15 protein-coding genes and 2 tRNA genes are annotated in these 14,590 nt (G+C 71.6%); 5 read left to right on the forward strand and 12 right to left on the reverse strand.

What is annotated here, in order from left to right; genetic code table 11:
• Positions 1-32: 32 nt before the first annotated feature.
• From thrS to AC1P0E_RS04910, 3 genes are all read right to left on the reverse strand, one after another.
• Positions 33-2,009, reverse strand: a complete 1,977-nt coding sequence (gene thrS, locus AC1P0E_RS04900; protein ID WP_482740914.1) for a threonine--tRNA ligase — start codon at positions 2,007-2,009, stop codon at positions 33-35.
• Between the two features lie 89 nt (positions 2,010-2,098).
• Positions 2,099-3,343, reverse strand: coding sequence for a hypothetical protein (locus AC1P0E_RS04905; RefSeq protein ID WP_482740915.1), 1,245 nt, complete (start codon positions 3,341-3,343; stop codon positions 2,099-2,101).
• Positions 3,343-3,909 carry a DUF4365 domain-containing protein gene (locus tag AC1P0E_RS04910; protein WP_482740916.1) on the reverse strand — a complete coding sequence of 189 codons (567 nt, stop codon included), beginning with the start codon at positions 3,907-3,909 and terminating at the stop codon, positions 3,343-3,345. Before AC1P0E_RS04910 ends, AC1P0E_RS04905 begins: the two co-directional genes overlap by 1 nt.
• Positions 3,910-4,096: 187 nt before the next feature.
• Here AC1P0E_RS04910 and AC1P0E_RS04915 point away from each other — a divergent pair, with 187 nt between their 5' ends.
• A complete protein-coding gene (locus AC1P0E_RS04915) occupies positions 4,097-4,825 on the forward strand; it encodes an exonuclease domain-containing protein (protein WP_482740917.1) in 729 nt (242 codons plus the stop codon).
• Between the two features lie 61 nt (positions 4,826-4,886).
• On the opposite strand, the gene AC1P0E_RS04920 is transcribed toward AC1P0E_RS04915, so the two are convergent.
• Positions 4,887-4,958: transfer RNA gene (locus tag AC1P0E_RS04920), tRNA-Val, on the reverse strand.
• A gap of 39 nt (positions 4,959-4,997) precedes the next feature.
• The gene (locus tag AC1P0E_RS04925) at positions 4,998-5,444 is read right to left on the reverse strand and encodes an SRPBCC family protein (protein ID WP_482740918.1); all 447 of its coding nucleotides are present in this window, start codon (positions 5,442-5,444) and stop codon (positions 4,998-5,000) included.
• Between the two features lie 114 nt (positions 5,445-5,558).
• Between AC1P0E_RS04925 and AC1P0E_RS04930 the strand changes: the two genes are divergently transcribed.
• Complete coding sequence (locus AC1P0E_RS04930; RefSeq protein ID WP_482740919.1) at positions 5,559-8,219, forward strand: SCO7613 C-terminal domain-containing membrane protein; 2,661 nt, start codon at positions 5,559-5,561, stop codon at positions 8,217-8,219.
• Between the two features lie 80 nt (positions 8,220-8,299).
• On the opposite strand, the gene AC1P0E_RS04935 is transcribed toward AC1P0E_RS04930, so the two are convergent.
• Together AC1P0E_RS04935 and AC1P0E_RS04940 are read right to left on the reverse strand one after the other, a co-directional pair.
• A tRNA-Val gene (locus AC1P0E_RS04935) sits at positions 8,300-8,371 on the reverse strand.
• Between the two features lie 54 nt (positions 8,372-8,425).
• On the reverse strand, positions 8,426-8,881 hold the full coding sequence (locus AC1P0E_RS04940) for a TIGR02611 family protein (RefSeq protein WP_482740920.1): 456 nt from the start codon (positions 8,879-8,881) through the stop codon (positions 8,426-8,428).
• A gap of 190 nt (positions 8,882-9,071) precedes the next feature.
• On the opposite strand from AC1P0E_RS04940, the gene AC1P0E_RS04945 reads away from it, so the two are divergent.
• Positions 9,072-9,485 (forward strand): SsgA family sporulation/cell division regulator, encoded by a 414-nt coding sequence (locus tag AC1P0E_RS04945; protein ID WP_003987206.1) that lies wholly within the window; start codon positions 9,072-9,074, stop codon positions 9,483-9,485.
• A gap of 191 nt (positions 9,486-9,676) precedes the next feature.
• A complete protein-coding gene (locus AC1P0E_RS04950) occupies positions 9,677-10,234 on the forward strand; it encodes a CGNR zinc finger domain-containing protein (RefSeq protein WP_482740921.1) in 558 nt (185 codons plus the stop codon).
• A 30-nt stretch (positions 10,235-10,264) separates the two neighbouring features.
• On the opposite strand, the gene AC1P0E_RS04955 is transcribed toward AC1P0E_RS04950, so the two are convergent.
• Both AC1P0E_RS04955 and AC1P0E_RS04960 read right to left on the reverse strand, forming a co-directional pair.
• Complete coding sequence (locus AC1P0E_RS04955) at positions 10,265-10,417, reverse strand: hypothetical protein (protein WP_167368049.1); 153 nt, start codon at positions 10,415-10,417, stop codon at positions 10,265-10,267.
• 163 nt (positions 10,418-10,580) lie between these two features.
• Positions 10,581-11,063 carry a hypothetical protein gene (locus AC1P0E_RS04960; RefSeq protein ID WP_482745653.1) on the reverse strand — a complete coding sequence of 161 codons (483 nt, stop codon included), beginning with the start codon at positions 11,061-11,063 and terminating at the stop codon, positions 10,581-10,583.
• A gap of 166 nt (positions 11,064-11,229) precedes the next feature.
• Here AC1P0E_RS04960 and AC1P0E_RS04965 point away from each other — a divergent pair, with 166 nt between their 5' ends.
• The gene (locus tag AC1P0E_RS04965) at positions 11,230-11,736 is read left to right on the forward strand and encodes a DsbA family protein (protein ID WP_482740922.1); all 507 of its coding nucleotides are present in this window, start codon (positions 11,230-11,232) and stop codon (positions 11,734-11,736) included.
• A 12-nt stretch (positions 11,737-11,748) separates the two neighbouring features.
• On the opposite strand, the gene AC1P0E_RS04970 is transcribed toward AC1P0E_RS04965, so the two are convergent.
• Genes AC1P0E_RS04970 through AC1P0E_RS04980 form a run of 3 tightly spaced genes read right to left on the reverse strand, consistent with a single transcriptional unit; the run spans position 11,749 to position 14,523 of the window.
• Positions 11,749-12,588, reverse strand: coding sequence for a GNAT family N-acetyltransferase (locus AC1P0E_RS04970; RefSeq protein WP_482740923.1), 840 nt, complete (start codon positions 12,586-12,588; stop codon positions 11,749-11,751).
• A gap of 52 nt (positions 12,589-12,640) precedes the next feature.
• Positions 12,641-13,462: an aminotransferase class IV gene (locus AC1P0E_RS04975; protein WP_482740924.1), complete on the reverse strand. Its 822-nt coding sequence runs from the start codon at positions 13,460-13,462 to the stop codon at positions 12,641-12,643.
• The gene (locus AC1P0E_RS04980) at positions 13,459-14,523 is read right to left on the reverse strand and encodes a chorismate-binding protein (protein ID WP_482740925.1); all 1,065 of its coding nucleotides are present in this window, start codon (positions 14,521-14,523) and stop codon (positions 13,459-13,461) included. The genes AC1P0E_RS04975 and AC1P0E_RS04980 overlap by 4 nt, the downstream gene beginning before the upstream one ends.
• Between the last annotated feature and the right edge of the window lie 67 nt (positions 14,524-14,590).

Consider the following 14,590-nt stretch of genomic DNA (forward strand, 5'->3'; position numbering starts at 1 on the left):
CCGGGGGCTCGGAGCCGCTCGCGCGGCAAGGGTCAGACCTGAACGCGACGCTCTACGACGTCGACGAGCTTGGCCAGCGCTTCGTCGCGCGCGATGCCGTTCTCCTGCGACCCGTCGCGGTAACGGAATGAGACCGTGCCCGCGCTCATGTCCTCGTCACCGACGATGATCATGAACGGAACCTTCTGCTTCTGCTGGTTCCTGATCTTCTTCTGCATACGGTCCGAGGAAGCGTCCACCTCGACCCGCAGCCCCTTCTTCTTCGCCTCGGCGGCGAACTCCTGAAGGTACGGAATGTGCGCGTCACCGATCGGGATGCCGACCGCCTGCACCGGAGCCAGCCACGCCGGGAACGCGCCCGCGTAGTGCTCGAGCAGTACCGCGAAGAACCTCTCGATGGAGCCGAACAGAGCACGGTGGATCATCACCGGACGCTGCTTGCTGCCGTCGGGACCGGTGTACTCCAGGTTGAAGCGCTCCGGCAGGTTGAAGTCCAGCTGGACCGTCGACATCTGCCAGGTACGGCCGATGGCGTCCTTGCACTGGACGGAGATCTTCGGACCGTAGAACGCCGCGCCGCCCGGGTCCGGGACCAGCGGGAGCCCCTGCTTCTCGGCAACCTGCCGCAGGGTCTCGGTGGCCTCTTCCCAGATCTCGTCCGACCCGACGAACTTCTCCGGGTCCTTGGTGGACAGCTCCAGGTAGAAGTCGGTCAGGCCGTAGTCGCGCAGCAGGCCGAGGACGAAGGTGAGCGTACGGTCGAGCTCCTCCGCCATCTGCTCCTTCGTGCAGTAGATGTGCGCGTCGTCCTGGGTGAAGCCGCGGGCCCGGGTCAGGCCGTGCACGACGCCCGACTTCTCGTACCGGTACACGGTCCCGAACTCGAAGAGGCGCAGCGGCAGTTCACGGTAGGACCGGCCCCGCGCGTCGAAGATCAGGTTGTGCATCGGGCAGTTCATGGGCTTGAGGTAGTAGTCCGTGCCCTCGTCGAGCTGCATGGGCGGGTACATGCCGTCGGCGTACCAGTCCAGGTGACCCGAGGTCTCGAAGAGCTTCCCCTTGGTCGCGTGCGGGGTGTAGACGAACTCGTACCCCTCCTCCTCGTGCCGGCGGCGCGAGTAGTCCTCCATGACCCGGCGGATGATGCCGCCCTTGGGGTGGAAGACCGCGAGGCCCGAGCCGATCTGCTCGGGGATCGAGAAGAGGTCCAGCTCGCTGCCGAGCTTGCGGTGGTCGCGCTTCTCGGCCTCGGCGAGGAACTCCAGGTGCGCCTTCAGCTCGTCCTTCGACGGCCACGCGGTGCCGTAGATGCGCTGGAGCATCGGGTTCTTCTCGCTGCCGCGCCAGTAGGCGGCGGCGTTGCGCATGAGCTTGAACGCGGGGATGTTCCGGGTGGTCGGCAGGTGCGGACCGCGGCACAGGTCCTTCCAGCACGGGTCGCCGGTCTTGGCGTCGAGGTTGTCGTAGATGGTCAGCTCGCCGCCGCCCACCTCGACGTTCGCGCCGTCGTCGGTCGAGGCCGAACCCTTGATGCCGATGAGCTCCAGCTTGTACGGCTCGTCCGCCAGCTCCTCGCGGGCGGCCTCGTCCGAGACGACGCGGCGCGAGAAGCGCTGCCCGCGCTTCTGGATCTCCTGCATCTTCTTCTCGACGGCCTTGAGGTCCTCGGGGGTGAACGGCTTCTCGACGTCGAAGTCGTAGTAGAAGCCGTCCTTGACCGGCGGGCCGATGCCGAGCTTCGCCTCGGGGAACAGCTCCTGCACGGCCTGCGCCATGACGTGCGCGGTGGAGTGGCGCAGGATGTTCAGGCCGTCCTCCGAGGAGATCTCGACCGGCTCGACCTCCTCGCCGTCCGCGACGACGTACGCCAGGTCCTTCAGCTCGCCGGCGATCCGCGCGGCCACGACGGTGCGCTCGCCGGGGAAGAGCTCGGCCGCCGTAGTGCCCGTCGTCACCACGCGCTCTTCCCGCTCGGAATCGCGTTGGATGAACACACGGACGTCCGACACCGGTCACTCCTGTCTGAGGGGGTCGCGCGTAAGTCGTTGCGCGCGTAGCGACTAACTGTACCGAGCCGGGTGACCTCCTCGCGAAACGGTTAGTCCCCTCCGCACGCCTCCTCGAAAAAGTCCACGTTCTCCTGCAGCGACTTCATCAGCCGGTCCCGCTCCGCGTCGTCCACCTGCACCGGCACCACACTCTCCGCCCCCGTGAGCCGCCGGAAGCCGCCCCGGCTCTCCAGCCGGCCGTGGACCCGGATCGGCAGCCCGACCAGGTGGGCGTGGCCCGCTATCCGGTACGCCTCCTCGTCGAGCACCACCCGTACGTACGGCACCTCCGCGCCCGCCAGGACGCGCAGCCGCACGGTGCCGGTCCCGCGCGGCCCCGAGCGCCGCATGCGGACGACCGCGCCCGTGATCCGTACCGCGACGGACGGCTCGTCGAGCATGTAGCGCGCGCCCGCCTCGCGCAGCGCCGGCAGGTCACCCGGCGAGAACTCCACCGCCTCGGGATGCGCCGCGCACCCCTGAGGCACCCCGGCCGCCGGTGACCACTCGAGCCCGATCCGGGTGCCCTCCGAGCCGTGCACCAGCGCGATCAGCGCGTCCGTCAGCTCGCGGCTCACCCCGGCCTCGACGGCCGAGTCGAAGGCCTCCATGCCGCCCGTCGCCCGCTTGTAGTCGACGGCCTCGCGGGCCGCGTGCAGGGCGTGGTGCAGCCGTACGACGGCCCCTCGCCCCGCCTCCACCGGTACGAACGCGGTGAGCGCGCGTCCGCCGGGCGCCGGTCCCACCAGTACGCCTTCCAGCGAGGTCTGCGCCTGCCGCCGGTGCCGCGCCCCGTAGTACCCGGCGCGGCCCCGCGCGGCGAGCGCCGCCGCGAGCAGCATCTGGCGTGCCGCCGAGCGCAGTTGCTCCTGCGCGGTCCAGGAGGCGGCTCCGGAAGGGCCTTCGGGTACGTCGCGCCACCACCGGATCTCGTCACTCGGGACGGCGAGCGAGACCAGCACCTCGCGGGCGGAGGGCGCGGCGCAGCGGGCGAGCGCGGTCAGTGCCTCGCCGAGCAGGTCGTCGCTGTCGGGAAACGCCCTGCTCTCCGGTACGAGCAGGCTCGTACCGCCGCCGGAAGGTCCGGGCGGCGTCCACCGCGCGTAGCGTCCCGCCGCTCCCCCGCGCCGCCGCCAGCCGTGCCGGGCGAGCAGCACGCCGAGCACGACGGGGTCGACCTGCGCGGGGTCGGGTCCCGCTCCGGCGTCCCAGACACCGGGGCCCGTGGCGAAGGCGTCGTCGGGCTCCGTGCTCGGGTGTGGTCGCAGGGGTTCGTCGATCGGCCGGTTCTGCATCAGGGTCTCCCTCCCGCCCCGACCCGGGTCATGATCTCGCAGAGTGCCCGGTCGTCGAATATCCGCGAGGTCGGGATCCGCACAGTGGTCCTGCGCCTGCCCGTCACCGGGTGTCCGGCCAGGTTGGTCCAGTAACAGCAGTGGCGCAGGTCGAGGCGGTCGTGGCCGGCGCGCAGCCAGTCCTCCTGGGTCCGCGGTACGAGCATCACGACCAGGATCTTGTGCACCGACACCGGGCTGCGGGCGAGCTTCTCCAGATGCGCGTTGTCGAGCGTGAAGGAGAAGGCGCTCCCGGCCGGGTGCGGCGGTATCTGGTAGGTGCACTTGAGCTGCACCTTGATGGTGACTTCGTCATCGACGGTGTGCTCGGGAGCGCTGTGGCTCACGTGCCAGTCGATGCCGTTGTCCGGAAACGGCTGTGAGAGAGAGCATCCCGCGGCCGCCGCGACCGCGTGCAGATAGCCCACCTGAAGAGTCTCCATGCAGGCGGTGGTGGCGAGTCCGCCGCGCAGCGGTGCGGTCCGCTCGGGCAGCAGCCCGCCCGGTTCGGGCTGCGTGAGCGCCATGGCTGACGAGTGCCTTCCGGGCTGTGCCGATCATTTCCCCGCGACGGTCCGTCAACCGCCCGTGCCGTCACCTGTGTTGTCTCCGCTCCTGCTCTCCTCCAAACGGCGTACCGCACAAACGAGCCGGGTATCACCGGTTCGGGCAGGGGACGCACGCCATCTGCCAAGGGAGCAAGAGGAGTTCGACATGACGTGCTGGTACGAAGGACCCCTGGCCGCGTTCGACACCGAGACGACGGGCGTGGATGTCGAGGAGGACCGCATCGTCTCCGCCGCCCTGGTCGTGCAGGACGCGCCGGGCGGGCGGGTGCGGGCGACGCGCTGGCTGGTGAATCCTGGCATTCCGGTGCCCCCGGAGGCAACCGGGATCCACGGCCTGACGGACGATCACCTGCAGCGCAACGGCCGCTGGCCCGCGCCGGTCGTGGAGGAGATAGCCAGGAGTCTCGCCGAGCAGAGCATCGCCCGGCGGCCGCTGGTGGTGATGAACGCGCCGTTCGACCTGACGCTGCTGGACCGTGAGCTGAGGCGTCACCGGGCGTCGTCGCTGACGCGCTATCTGGACAGCCGTCCGCTGTGCGTGCTGGATCCGCGCGTACTGGACAAGCATCTGGACCGCTATCGCAAGGGCCGCCGTACGCTCACCGATCTGTGTGCGCAGTACGAGGTGGAGCTGGACGGCGCGCACGACGCGGCAGCCGACGCGACGGCGTCCCTGGAGGTCGCACGGGCGCTGGGTCGTCGTTTCGCCACGCGTCTGGAGCGGCTTTCCCCGGCCGAGCTGCACACCCTGCAGGCGGTGTGGCACGCGGCTCAGGCGCGCGGCCTCCAGGCGTGGTTCGCGCGCAACGGGTCGGAGGAGGCGGTGAATCCGGCGTGGCCGCTGCGTCCTGAGATGCCCGCGGCGGCCGCCTGAGCGGACGGCGTACGGGAACGCAAAAAAGCCGGTCCGTCTGCGACGGACCGGCCTTCCCAGGTGGGCGATACTGGTTTCGAACCAGTGACCTCTTCGGTGTGAACGAAGCGCTCTCCCACTGAGCTAATCGCCCGGGAACGGACTGAACCATACAACCCCTCCCGGGGTTGGTTCAAACCGCGAGGGCGGCCGCGAGCGCGCGCCGCCCGGCTCGCATCATCACCGCGTGGTTGGCGATGAGCAAAGGGCGCCCGGGTACGGCGAGCCGCCGCACCAGCGCCTTGCGCACCTCCACTTCCTGCTCGTAGACGGCCCGCGTGCCGCCGGCGCCGCGCGGTTGTACGGTCCAGCGCGCCCAGCCGTCCATGTCGCCCGTCATGGCCACTTCCAGTACGCCGGTTTCCGGTGCGCGGCGCTTCTGATGAACGGTGACTTCGAGTGCGTACGGCAGGAAGGAACGGATCCGTACGACGCCGGTACGGTCGTCGACGCGGGTGACCCGACGTACCTGTGGCCACCATCGCGGGTACGCGTCGACGCGTTCCAGGGCGGTGTAGACCGCGCCGGGCGGGGCGTGCAGGTCCCACACACTGCGGAAGCGGTAATGACTCCAGTTCATGTCTCAAGTCTGCGCGCGGGACGCGTGTCCATGCGTACTCAGGCGGCGTCTGAGTACGCGGTGAGTATCCGGACCCATGACCCCGGCGTGTGTCAGGCGCCACACTCCTCAACCATGGAGAACGCGCCACCGCCCGCCGAGGAATTGGTGATCCTCGACCGCGAACTGGTACAAATCGAAGCTCGCCGTGCCCAGTTGCTGGCCCGCAGGGCCTGGCTGCTCAGTGTCATGCAGCAGGCCGTCACCCCGCAGAACCCCTTTTCGCCGCCCGGCTGGACTGCTTTCGGCGCCGGGCACGTGCCTCAGGCGCCGCACGCCCCCCGGGAAGCCTCGCCGCGCAGTGCCCAGAACGTACTGCTGACGCTCGGCGGCCTCCTGCTGACGGTCGCCGCGGTCGCCTTCACACTGGTCAGCTGGGGCCACATGGGCATCGGCGGACGCTCGGCGGTACTGGGCGCCGTGACGGCACTGGCGCTGGCCGCGCCGGCCCTGCTGCTGCGCCGCGGGCTCGTCTCGACCGCCGAGTCGGTGGCCGCGCTCGGCCTCGCGCTCACGGTGCTCGACGCGTACGCCGTGCACCGGGTGGCCGCACCGGACACGGACGGTCTCGCGTACGCCGCGATCAGCTCGGCGGCGCTGGCGGCGCTCTGGACGGCGTACGGCCTGGGCTTCGGCAGGCTCCGGCTGCCGCTGCCGGCGGCGCTGATCGCCGCTCAGTTCCCCTTCCTCCTCTGGGCACTGGTCGCCGGCCCGGGTCCGCTGACGCTCACCTGGGCCCTGCTGGCGACGGCCGCGCTCGACGTGGCCGTGGCTCTGTGGGGCACGGGCCGCGGGGTGCGCCCACTGGCCTGCGCCGGGGCGTGGCTGACGGGCGCGGGGGCGCTGCTGAGCGCCGGCACGATGTCGGTGGCGGCGGGCAGCCCCGCCGAGGCGCTGCGTCCGGGTGTACTGCTGCTGGCGATCGCGGCCCTCGGCCTGTTCGCCGCATGGCGTGCGCCGTTGCCGCAGGCGGCGCCCGTGCGGCAGACCGGCGCAGCGACGCCGGACAGCGAGGCCCCGCCGCACGCAGTGGCCCCGCCGCACGTTCTGGCCCCGCCGCCGGGCACGGCGCCCGCTCCAAGCGCCGCCGCGTGGTCGCCGCACGCCGTCGCGGCTTCCGCCGTGGCCGGGCTCGCTGTACTGGCCGCCGTCGGTGGTGTGCTGCGGCCCGCCGTGCCGGACGCCTGGGCCGTGCCCGGGTACGTGCTGTGTGCGGTGGCCCTGCTGGCCGTCGTACGGGCGAGCTTGCCGCGCCCCATGGTGCTGGGTCTGGCCGGTGCGTCCGGTGCCGTGCTGGCCGGGGGCACTCTGTGGGCGCTGCCGCCGGTGGCGGTCGCGCTGCTGGGCCCGGCCGCCTGGGCGGAGCGTGCCTGGTCCGGTGCCCCGGCCGGCGTCCGCGAGGCGCTCTCCTCGGAGCTGCCCTGGTCCCGGACGCCCGCGGCCCCTCTGGTCCTGCTGACCGTGGCCGCCGTCGTCACGGCAGCGCGGCGCCTGAGCGCGCCCGGCTCCACCTGGCGCGCCCCGGCGGCATGCGTGGCTCTCGCTCTGGCCTGGGCGGCCGCGTACGCCACCCCGGCCGCGCTGGACCTGGGCTATCCGGCGGCCGTAACCCTGTACGTGCTCCTGACCGCCGCGCCCCTGTTCCTGGCGGTACGCCCGGCCCTCACCGGCAGCGGCGCCCTGCCCGGCCAAGCCCCTGCCCCGTCCGCCCCGGCGTCCGTCCGGCCCGCAGACGGCCGGGCGACCGGCACCGGCAGACGGCTCGCGGCGAGCGAACCCCTCGCCCTCACCGCACTGGCCTGCGCTCTCGCGTCGGCCGTCTCCGTCTCGCTGCTGTCACTGGCAGCCGAGGCCGCCACCTTCCCCGTCCTCGGCGTCATGGCGGCGCTCTTCGGCGTGGCCGCCGTGCTCGCCAAGGGATCCATTACGCCGCCTGCCTCCGCGGCGGCGGCAGTCGTGTTCGCGACCGGGCTGACCGGCGCCGGCGCCGCCTCGCTCGAACTCGCGCCGCACCAGGCCGCTCTGGCGATCCTCGTCGTTCCCGCGGCGGCTGCCGCGCTCGCCGCCCGCATTCGCGCGCACGTCACCGCACTGCCCCTGGAGGTCGCGGGCGCCGGGGCGGCGCTGCTCGCGATCGGGCTCGCGACGGGCCACGCGCCCACCCTCGCGCTGGTCCTGGCCCTGTGCGGGGTCATCACGGCAGGCACGGCCGTACGGGCCGACCGCCGCCCCGTGGGATACGCGGCCGCAGTGCTCTGCGTACTGGCAGCCTGGGTCCGCCTCGGCGCGTCCGACGTCGTCACGCCCGAGGCGTACACGCTGCCCGTCACCGTCCCGGCGCTCGTGATCGGGGTGCTGCGGCGCCGGCGCGACCCGCGGGCCTCGTCCTGGACGGCGTACGGACCGGGGCTCGCCGCGACTCTGCTGCCGAGCCTGATCGCGGCCTGGGGCGACCAGGGCTGGCTGCGCCCGCTGCTCCTCGGGGCGGCGGCCCTGGCGGTGACCCTGACGGGCGCCAGGCACCGGCTCCAGGCGCTGCTGGTGCTCGGTTCCGCCGTACTCGCCCTGGTCGCTCTCCACGAGCTCGCGCCGTACGTCGTCCAGGTCGTCGGGGCTCTCCCCCGCTGGCTGCCGCCGGCCCTCGCGGGCCTGCTGCTCCTGGCCGTGGGTGCGACGTACGAGCAGCGCCTGCGCGACGCGCGCCGGCTGCGGGAGACCCTGGGCCGGATGCGCTGAGGGCGGTCGTTTCCGGCCGGAAGGCGGCCGGGAACGACGAAGGCCCGGAAGACTTTCGTCTTCCGGGCCTTCGGTCCGGGTGGGCGATACTGGGTTCGAACCAGTGACCTCTTCGGTGTGAACGAAGCGCTCTCCCACTGAGCTAATCGCCCCGGCGCTCCGCACACATTACCCCATGTCAGCGCGTCCCCCGAACCGATTACCGGTTACTGCTCGATGCTCCACGGCATCGCCATGCCGAACTTCCAGACGTAGATCCCGACCAGCACCGCAATGATCACCAGACCGATCGTGGTGAGGATCATGTTGCGCCGCCGGACCTTGGGATCGAGTGCCTTCTGGGCCGCCTCGGTGACCTTCCGCTTCGTCCAGCGCAGCACCAGCTGCGCCCACACGAACTCGGTCGCCCAGATCGCCATACCGCCGAAGATCACCAGCCAGCCGGGCCCCGGCAGCGGCAGCATGATCACGCCCGCCACCACGACCGCCAGGCCGATGACGAACACGCCGACCTGCCAGCTCAGGTGCAGCGTCCTGTGACGCTTGATGATCTGCGGCGCCCGCGAACCCAGCTCTCGCTCGTCCCCGGTCACGCCCCCCGTGGCGGGCGCTGCGGTCGCCGGACCGACGACTTCTTCCCGCTCGTTACTCTCCGCATTCATGAGGCCCAACCTACCCGAACGGATCGAGTGGCCGAAATGGTCGTACCGCATCAAGTGTCACTCCGCCGGACGAGGTACCTGAAGCGCCGCAAAAAGGTCAGAGGGGTTTACAACGACACCGTAGGTGGCATGTCGATTTCGCCGACGTGCGAATCCCCGAGCGCACACTGAGCGAAAGGCCCTGGCGCTTATGAACACCACGGTCAGCTGCGAGCTGCACCTGCGCCTCGTAGTGTCGAGCGAGTCATCACTGCCTGTACCCGCGGGCCTGCGGTATGACACGGCCGATCCCTACGCCGTCCATGCCACCTTCCACACCGGAGCCGAGGAAACCGTCGAGTGGGTGTTCGCCCGCGATCTCCTCGCCGAGGGCCTTCACCGGCCCACCGGTACCGGCGACGTCAGAGTCTGGCCGTCCCGCAGTCACGGCCAGGGCGTCGTCTGCATCGCTCTGAGTTCCCCGGAAGGAGAAGCCTTGCTCGAAGCCCCGGCGCGGGCCCTGGAATCCTTCCTGAAGCGGACGGACGCCGCGGTACCACCGGGTACCGAGCATCGTCACTTCGACCTCGACACGGAACTCTCACACATCCTGGCGGAGAACTGAGCCAGGCCGAGAGCCACCCAACGCCGTCCGACTCGGGGCGACGGCGCGGGGCGGACAACTGCATAGGGCACACACCGGCGCCGTCTCCGCGGATTCCACCGCGGGGACGGCGCCGGTGCGCTCAGGGCGCGAGCCGCTAAAGTCGACCGGCATCTGCGGGCGCCCGCCCGCAGCAGGCCAGGGAGCGAATCGTGCTGATCCCCCACGACACCAGGCGCGCCCTCGACGTCGTCGTCGATCTGGTGAACACGGCGCCGGAGAGCGACCAGAGCGACCGGCTCGCCGACATCGAGGCGCTGTACGGCTTTGTGCGGCTCCATGACGTCAGCGACGTGGGCAGGCTTACCGAGGCGGACCTGCGGGCCGTACGGGACGTGCGGGGGCGCTTCACGGACGTGTTCAAGGCGCCCGACCCCCACACCTGCGCGGAGCTGATCAACCAGCTCGTGGCGGCGGCCGGCACCACACCGCGGCTCACCGACCACGACGGCTTCGACTGGCACGTGCACTACTTCGCACCCGGCGCGTCGGTCGCCGACCACCTCGCTGCGGACTGCGGGATGGCGCTGGCGTTCATCGTGGTCTCCGGCGAGCAGGAACGGCTGCGCCGCTGCGAGGCGCCGGACTGCCGGCGGGCCTTCGTCGACCTGTCGCGCAACCGGTCCCGCCGTTACTGCGACAGCCGCACCTGCGGCAACCGGCTGCATGTGGCGGCGTACCGGGCCCGACGCAAGGAAGCGGCGGGCTGACGCGACGCGGGCGTCACGCACTCACCGGTCTCACAGCAGGAAGAGATCGTGCATCGCGGCCATCAGCAGCAGGAAGCCGATCACCCCGAGGAAGATCATCAGGGGTGGCTGGGAAAGCGCGAAGAGGCAACCGCGCGGTTCTTCGGTGGGTGCGGGGGCTTCGCCCCGGGATGTGTCCAGCATCTCGGGCCGATGATGACGCAGCACAGCCACCTGCGATGACCAACACGCCCACATGGGCGGCCAGTTCGCCGCATCTTGGCCTTTCGTGATCTCCTGGTGATCACTTCGGCGTCCGAGTTGCCAGTTTTCGCTTCAGACGCCACCCCTTCAGATGCGGCGCCTCTCAGATGCCGTGCTTCTTCAGGATCGCTTCGATGTCGCTGAAGTCCTCGCCCGCCCCGGTGGCCTTCGGCTTCGGCTGCGGCTGCTGCGACGCCTTCGCCCGAGCCTGAGGCTGCTTCTGCTGCGCGGCCGCCGGCAGGCCCGACCCGAGCGACGGCGCGGACGCCTGCGGCGCGACCGCTTCGCGCTGCGCGGCGCGCGCCGCCCTGCGCTCCTTGCGGGTGCCGCCGGAGCGGCGCTCCACCGCCCTGGTCGTCATGAAGAGCAGCCAGGACAGGCCGAGCAGGCCGAAGCCCGCCCAGACCCCCGGCTTGAAGGCGATGCCCGCGACCCACGCGACGACGCCGGTCATCACCAGGCCGACCGGCACGAGCGAATAGGCGGCAATGCGCGTCGCAGCCAGGAATCGCTTGCGGTACGCGGTGATCGCGGCGATGCCCAGACCGGCCGCGGACGCCGCGGAACAGATCGTCTCTGCCAGCATCCGGTCCTCCAGTGCCAGGGTGTACGGGGGGTACGTTCCCCTCCATCCTGCACCGGCCGAGGCTGCCGGGGCCACGCCCCCGTACGACCTCAGGGAGATCTCGGGGGCGCTTCTCCTCCCCAGGTCCCGGTTGGGGGCCCGCCGGCCGGGCTGGGAGACTGGTCCCATGACCGACTCCTCTCCCGCGCGCCCCGTCGTCCTCGACCTCTGGTGCGACCTCCAGTGCCCCGACTGCCACACCGCGCTGGACGACGTGCGCGCCCTGTGTGAGCGCTACCGCGACCGGCTCGACGTACGCGTGCGCCACTTCCCCCTCGAAAAGAACAAGCACGCCTACGCGGCCGCGCAGGCGGCCGAAGAGGCTGTCGACCAGGGCCAGGGCTGGCCGTACGTGGAGGCGCTCCTCGCCCGCACCAAGGAGCTCGCGACGAAGGGCGAGCCTCTCCTGCTGGAGGTCGCGACCGGACTGGGGCTGGACGCCGAGGAGTTCGACACCGCCCTGATCGACGGCCGGCACCTGCTGATCGTCGACGCCGACCAGGCCGAGGGCAAGGCCATCGGCGTCACCGGCACGCCGACGTACGTCATCGACGGCGAGCGGCTGGACGGCGGCAAGAGCCAGGAAGGGCTGCGGGAGCGCATCGAGGAGATCGTCGACCGGCTGCTCTCCTGACCCTCACGGCCCTCAGAGCAGCTGCTTGCAGAGGTGGTACGACACGGGCTCGTAGCCCAGTGATGCGTACAGCCGCAGGGCCGGGGTGTTGTCCGCGAAGACGTGGAGGCTTATGCGCTCGGCCCCGGCTGCCAGCGCCTCACGCTCGGCGAGCAGCAGCAGCGCGCGCCCGAGCCCCTGGCCCCGGTACGCCTCGGCCACCTCGACGTCGAAGACGTACGCCCCGCTCTGACCCGGGCGCGGGTTCCGCAGCGCCAGCCAGAGCGTGCCCACCACCGCGCCGCCGCGGACGAGGGCGCCGAGGTAGGCGTCGGGGGTGGCGACTCCGTCGGCGAGAGCGGCGCCGTGGTCGGCGTCGGACTTGGCCCGGGCCGCCCCCTCGGAGAAGCCGCGCGCGGTGAGGGAGCGGATGTACCCCACCTTGGTGTGGGCCAGCCAGCTATCGAATTCACGCTCGCTCATCGGTCTGCCCACGACGCCTTCGGGCAGCGCGGGAGGGTGTGCGGGCAGCGGTTTGGCCATGCTGCGGCCGCGTTCCGTGTAGCCGAGAGCAGCGGCCATGTGCCGCGCGGCCACCGCCTCGGCCGGGACGGACACCTCCACGCGGCCGCAGCCCCAGCCGCGCAGCACCTCCTCGGCCGCGAGCGCGGCGACCGTCGCCCTCCCCCGGCGCCGGTCGGCCTCGTCGATGCTCAGTGCGGCGATGCGGCCGACGCCGGCCCCGAAGCGAACGTCCGTGGACAGCTCGACGGCCCCTACCGGGCGGCTGTTCACGCACACGTCGTACGTACGCGACTTGGCGCCGTCGGCACCCTGCTGAAGCGGCGCTGTGGGCCGCAGAGTTGTGGTCATCAGGGAAGTTGTACCCACCGGACGGCCACCCGTCATCCCGAATTCCCGCGCTTTACGGGTCCAGGTCCGACGCGGCGCGCTCGTCGAAGACGCGCATGGCCTTGGCCGTCACGGGCCCCGGCGCGCCCACCAGTTGGCGGCCGTAGACCCGGTGCACCGCCTGCACGTCGCGCAGCGTGGAGGTCAGGAAGACCTCGTCGGCCCGCTCCAGTACGTCGAACGGCAGGTCGGCCTCCTCGGCTCCCGTCCATTCGACGGCGAGGGCGCGCGTGATGCCGGCGAGGCAACCGGAGGAGACGGGCGGGGTGAGCAGCCTGCCGCCGAGTACGACGAAGACGTTGGAGCCCGTGCCTTCGCAGAGTTGTCCGACGGTGTTCGCGAAGAGCGCCTCGGACGCGCCCTGTTCGCGGGCTCGGGCCAGTGCGACGACGTTCTCGGCGTACGACGTGGTCTTCAGCCCGGTGAGGGCGCCGCGCTCGTTGCGCGTCCACGGGACGGTGATCACGGCGGTGCTGTCGGGACGGCGGCCGGCCTCCCCAAGGGCGACGATCAGGGTGGGGCCGGTGTCGCCGCGCTCGGAGCCGAGTGGCGAGAGGCCGCCGGTGTAGGTGATCCGCAGCCGGCCGAGCTCCATCGGGTTGGCGTCCAGGACGGCGGCGCAGGCGCGGCGCACCTCGTCGAGATCGGGCTCGGGCAGCCCGAGACCGCGCGCCGAACGGGCCAGCCGGTCCAGGTGCCGGGTGAGGGCGAAGGTCCGCCCCGCGGTCGCCTTCACCGTCTCGAAGATGCCGTCGCCCACGGTCAGACCGTGATCGAGTACGGACACCCTGGCAGTGGCCGCGTCCTGCAGCCCGCCGTCGACCCAAAGTTTCATGACGCGGTCCTTCCCATCTCCCGGTACGTGCCCGACGCTACCGCGAGCAGCCTTGCCGCCTTCAGTTCGGTCTCTTCCCACTCACGCTCGGGGTCGGAACCCCAGGTGATGCCGGCGCCCGTACCGAACCTGAGGACGGGGCCGCCGGGGAGGGTGCGGTCGATCCAGAAGGTCCGTATGCCAACGGCCAGCTCGCCGGTGCCTCGGTCGGCGTCTACCCAGCCGATGCCTCCGCAGTACGGGCCGCGCGGCGCGGTCTCCAGGGCCTCGATGATCGTCAGGGCGCTCGACTTGGGGGCGCCCGTCACCGAGCCCGGCGGGAACGTGGCGGCGAGCAGCGCGGGCCAGCCGGCGCTGGGCGCGAGTTCGGCGCGGACGGTGGAGACGAGGTGGACGAGACCGGGGTGCGGTTCGACGACGCACAGCTCCGGAACGCTCACGGAGCCCGGTACGGCGACTCGCCCCAGGTCGTTGCGGACGAGGTCCACGATCATCACGTTCTCGGCGTGGTCCTTCTCCAGGAGATCGTCCGCTGTCCGTCCGGTGCCTTTGATCGGTCCGGACTCGACGGCCCGCCCGTCCCGGCGGAGGTAGAGCTCGGGGGACGCGGTGGCTATCTCCACGCCGTGCGCGGGGAGGCGGATCGTTCCTGCGTACGGCGCCGGATTGCCTCGGGCGAGGAGGGCGGTGAGCGCGTCGACGTCGGCGCGCGCGCCGGCCCGGTCGGGCAGCGGCGCGCTCAGGACGCGGCAGAGGTTGGCCTGGTAGACCTCCCCGGCCGCGATGTGCTCGCGGATGCGGCGTACGCCCGCCGTGTACGCTGCGCGGTCCATCGACGACGTCCAGTCACCGGCGGCGGGCCCGCGCCAGGCGCCGGCCACGGGCGGGGGGACCGGCTCGGTGCGTACGTCGCCGAAACGGGCACAGACGAGCCCGCCCTCGAAGTCCGCGGTCACGGCCCAGAAGCCGGCGGAGTCGAGTGCGGCGGGATCACTGGTCACATCGCGCAGATCAGAGGCGACAAGGCCGCCGAAGCGGGCCAAAGGGGGAAGGTCGTGCACGGCCCCGAGTGTAGAGCGGACCGCGATGACCTGCGCCGGGGCGGAGGCAGCGCAGCACGCTGCACAA

It is taken from the genome of Streptomyces sp. TRD_SC_5, from assembly GCF_056836825.1.

Excerpts from the sequence above, each read along its gene's own strand:
- AC1P0E_RS04905 (WP_482740915.1), bottom strand. The coding sequence starts at position 3,343 with ATGCAGAACCGGCCGATCGACGAACCCCTGCGACCACACCCGAGCACG.
- AC1P0E_RS04910 (WP_482740916.1), bottom strand. The coding sequence starts at position 3,909 with ATGGCGCTCACGCAGCCCGAACCGGGCGGGCTGCTGCCCGAGCGGACC.
- AC1P0E_RS04915 (WP_482740917.1), top strand. The coding sequence starts at position 4,097 with ATGACGTGCTGGTACGAAGGACCCCTGGCCGCGTTCGACACCGAGACG.
- AC1P0E_RS04925 (WP_482740918.1), bottom strand. The coding sequence starts at position 5,444 with ATGAACTGGAGTCATTACCGCTTCCGCAGTGTGTGGGACCTGCACGCC.
- AC1P0E_RS04930 (WP_482740919.1), top strand. The coding sequence starts at position 5,559 with ATGGAGAACGCGCCACCGCCCGCCGAGGAATTGGTGATCCTCGACCGC.
- AC1P0E_RS04940 (WP_482740920.1), bottom strand. The coding sequence starts at position 8,881 with ATGAATGCGGAGAGTAACGAGCGGGAAGAAGTCGTCGGTCCGGCGACC.
- AC1P0E_RS04945 (WP_003987206.1), top strand. The coding sequence starts at position 9,072 with ATGAACACCACGGTCAGCTGCGAGCTGCACCTGCGCCTCGTAGTGTCG.
- AC1P0E_RS04955 (WP_167368049.1), bottom strand. The coding sequence starts at position 10,417 with ATGCTGGACACATCCCGGGGCGAAGCCCCCGCACCCACCGAAGAACCG.
- AC1P0E_RS04960 (WP_482745653.1), bottom strand. The coding sequence starts at position 11,063 with ATGCTGGCAGAGACGATCTGTTCCGCGGCGTCCGCGGCCGGTCTGGGC.
- AC1P0E_RS04965 (WP_482740922.1), top strand. The coding sequence starts at position 11,230 with ATGACCGACTCCTCTCCCGCGCGCCCCGTCGTCCTCGACCTCTGGTGC.
- AC1P0E_RS04970 (WP_482740923.1), bottom strand. The coding sequence starts at position 12,588 with ATGACCACAACTCTGCGGCCCACAGCGCCGCTTCAGCAGGGTGCCGAC.
- AC1P0E_RS04975 (WP_482740924.1), bottom strand. The coding sequence starts at position 13,462 with ATGAAACTTTGGGTCGACGGCGGGCTGCAGGACGCGGCCACTGCCAGG.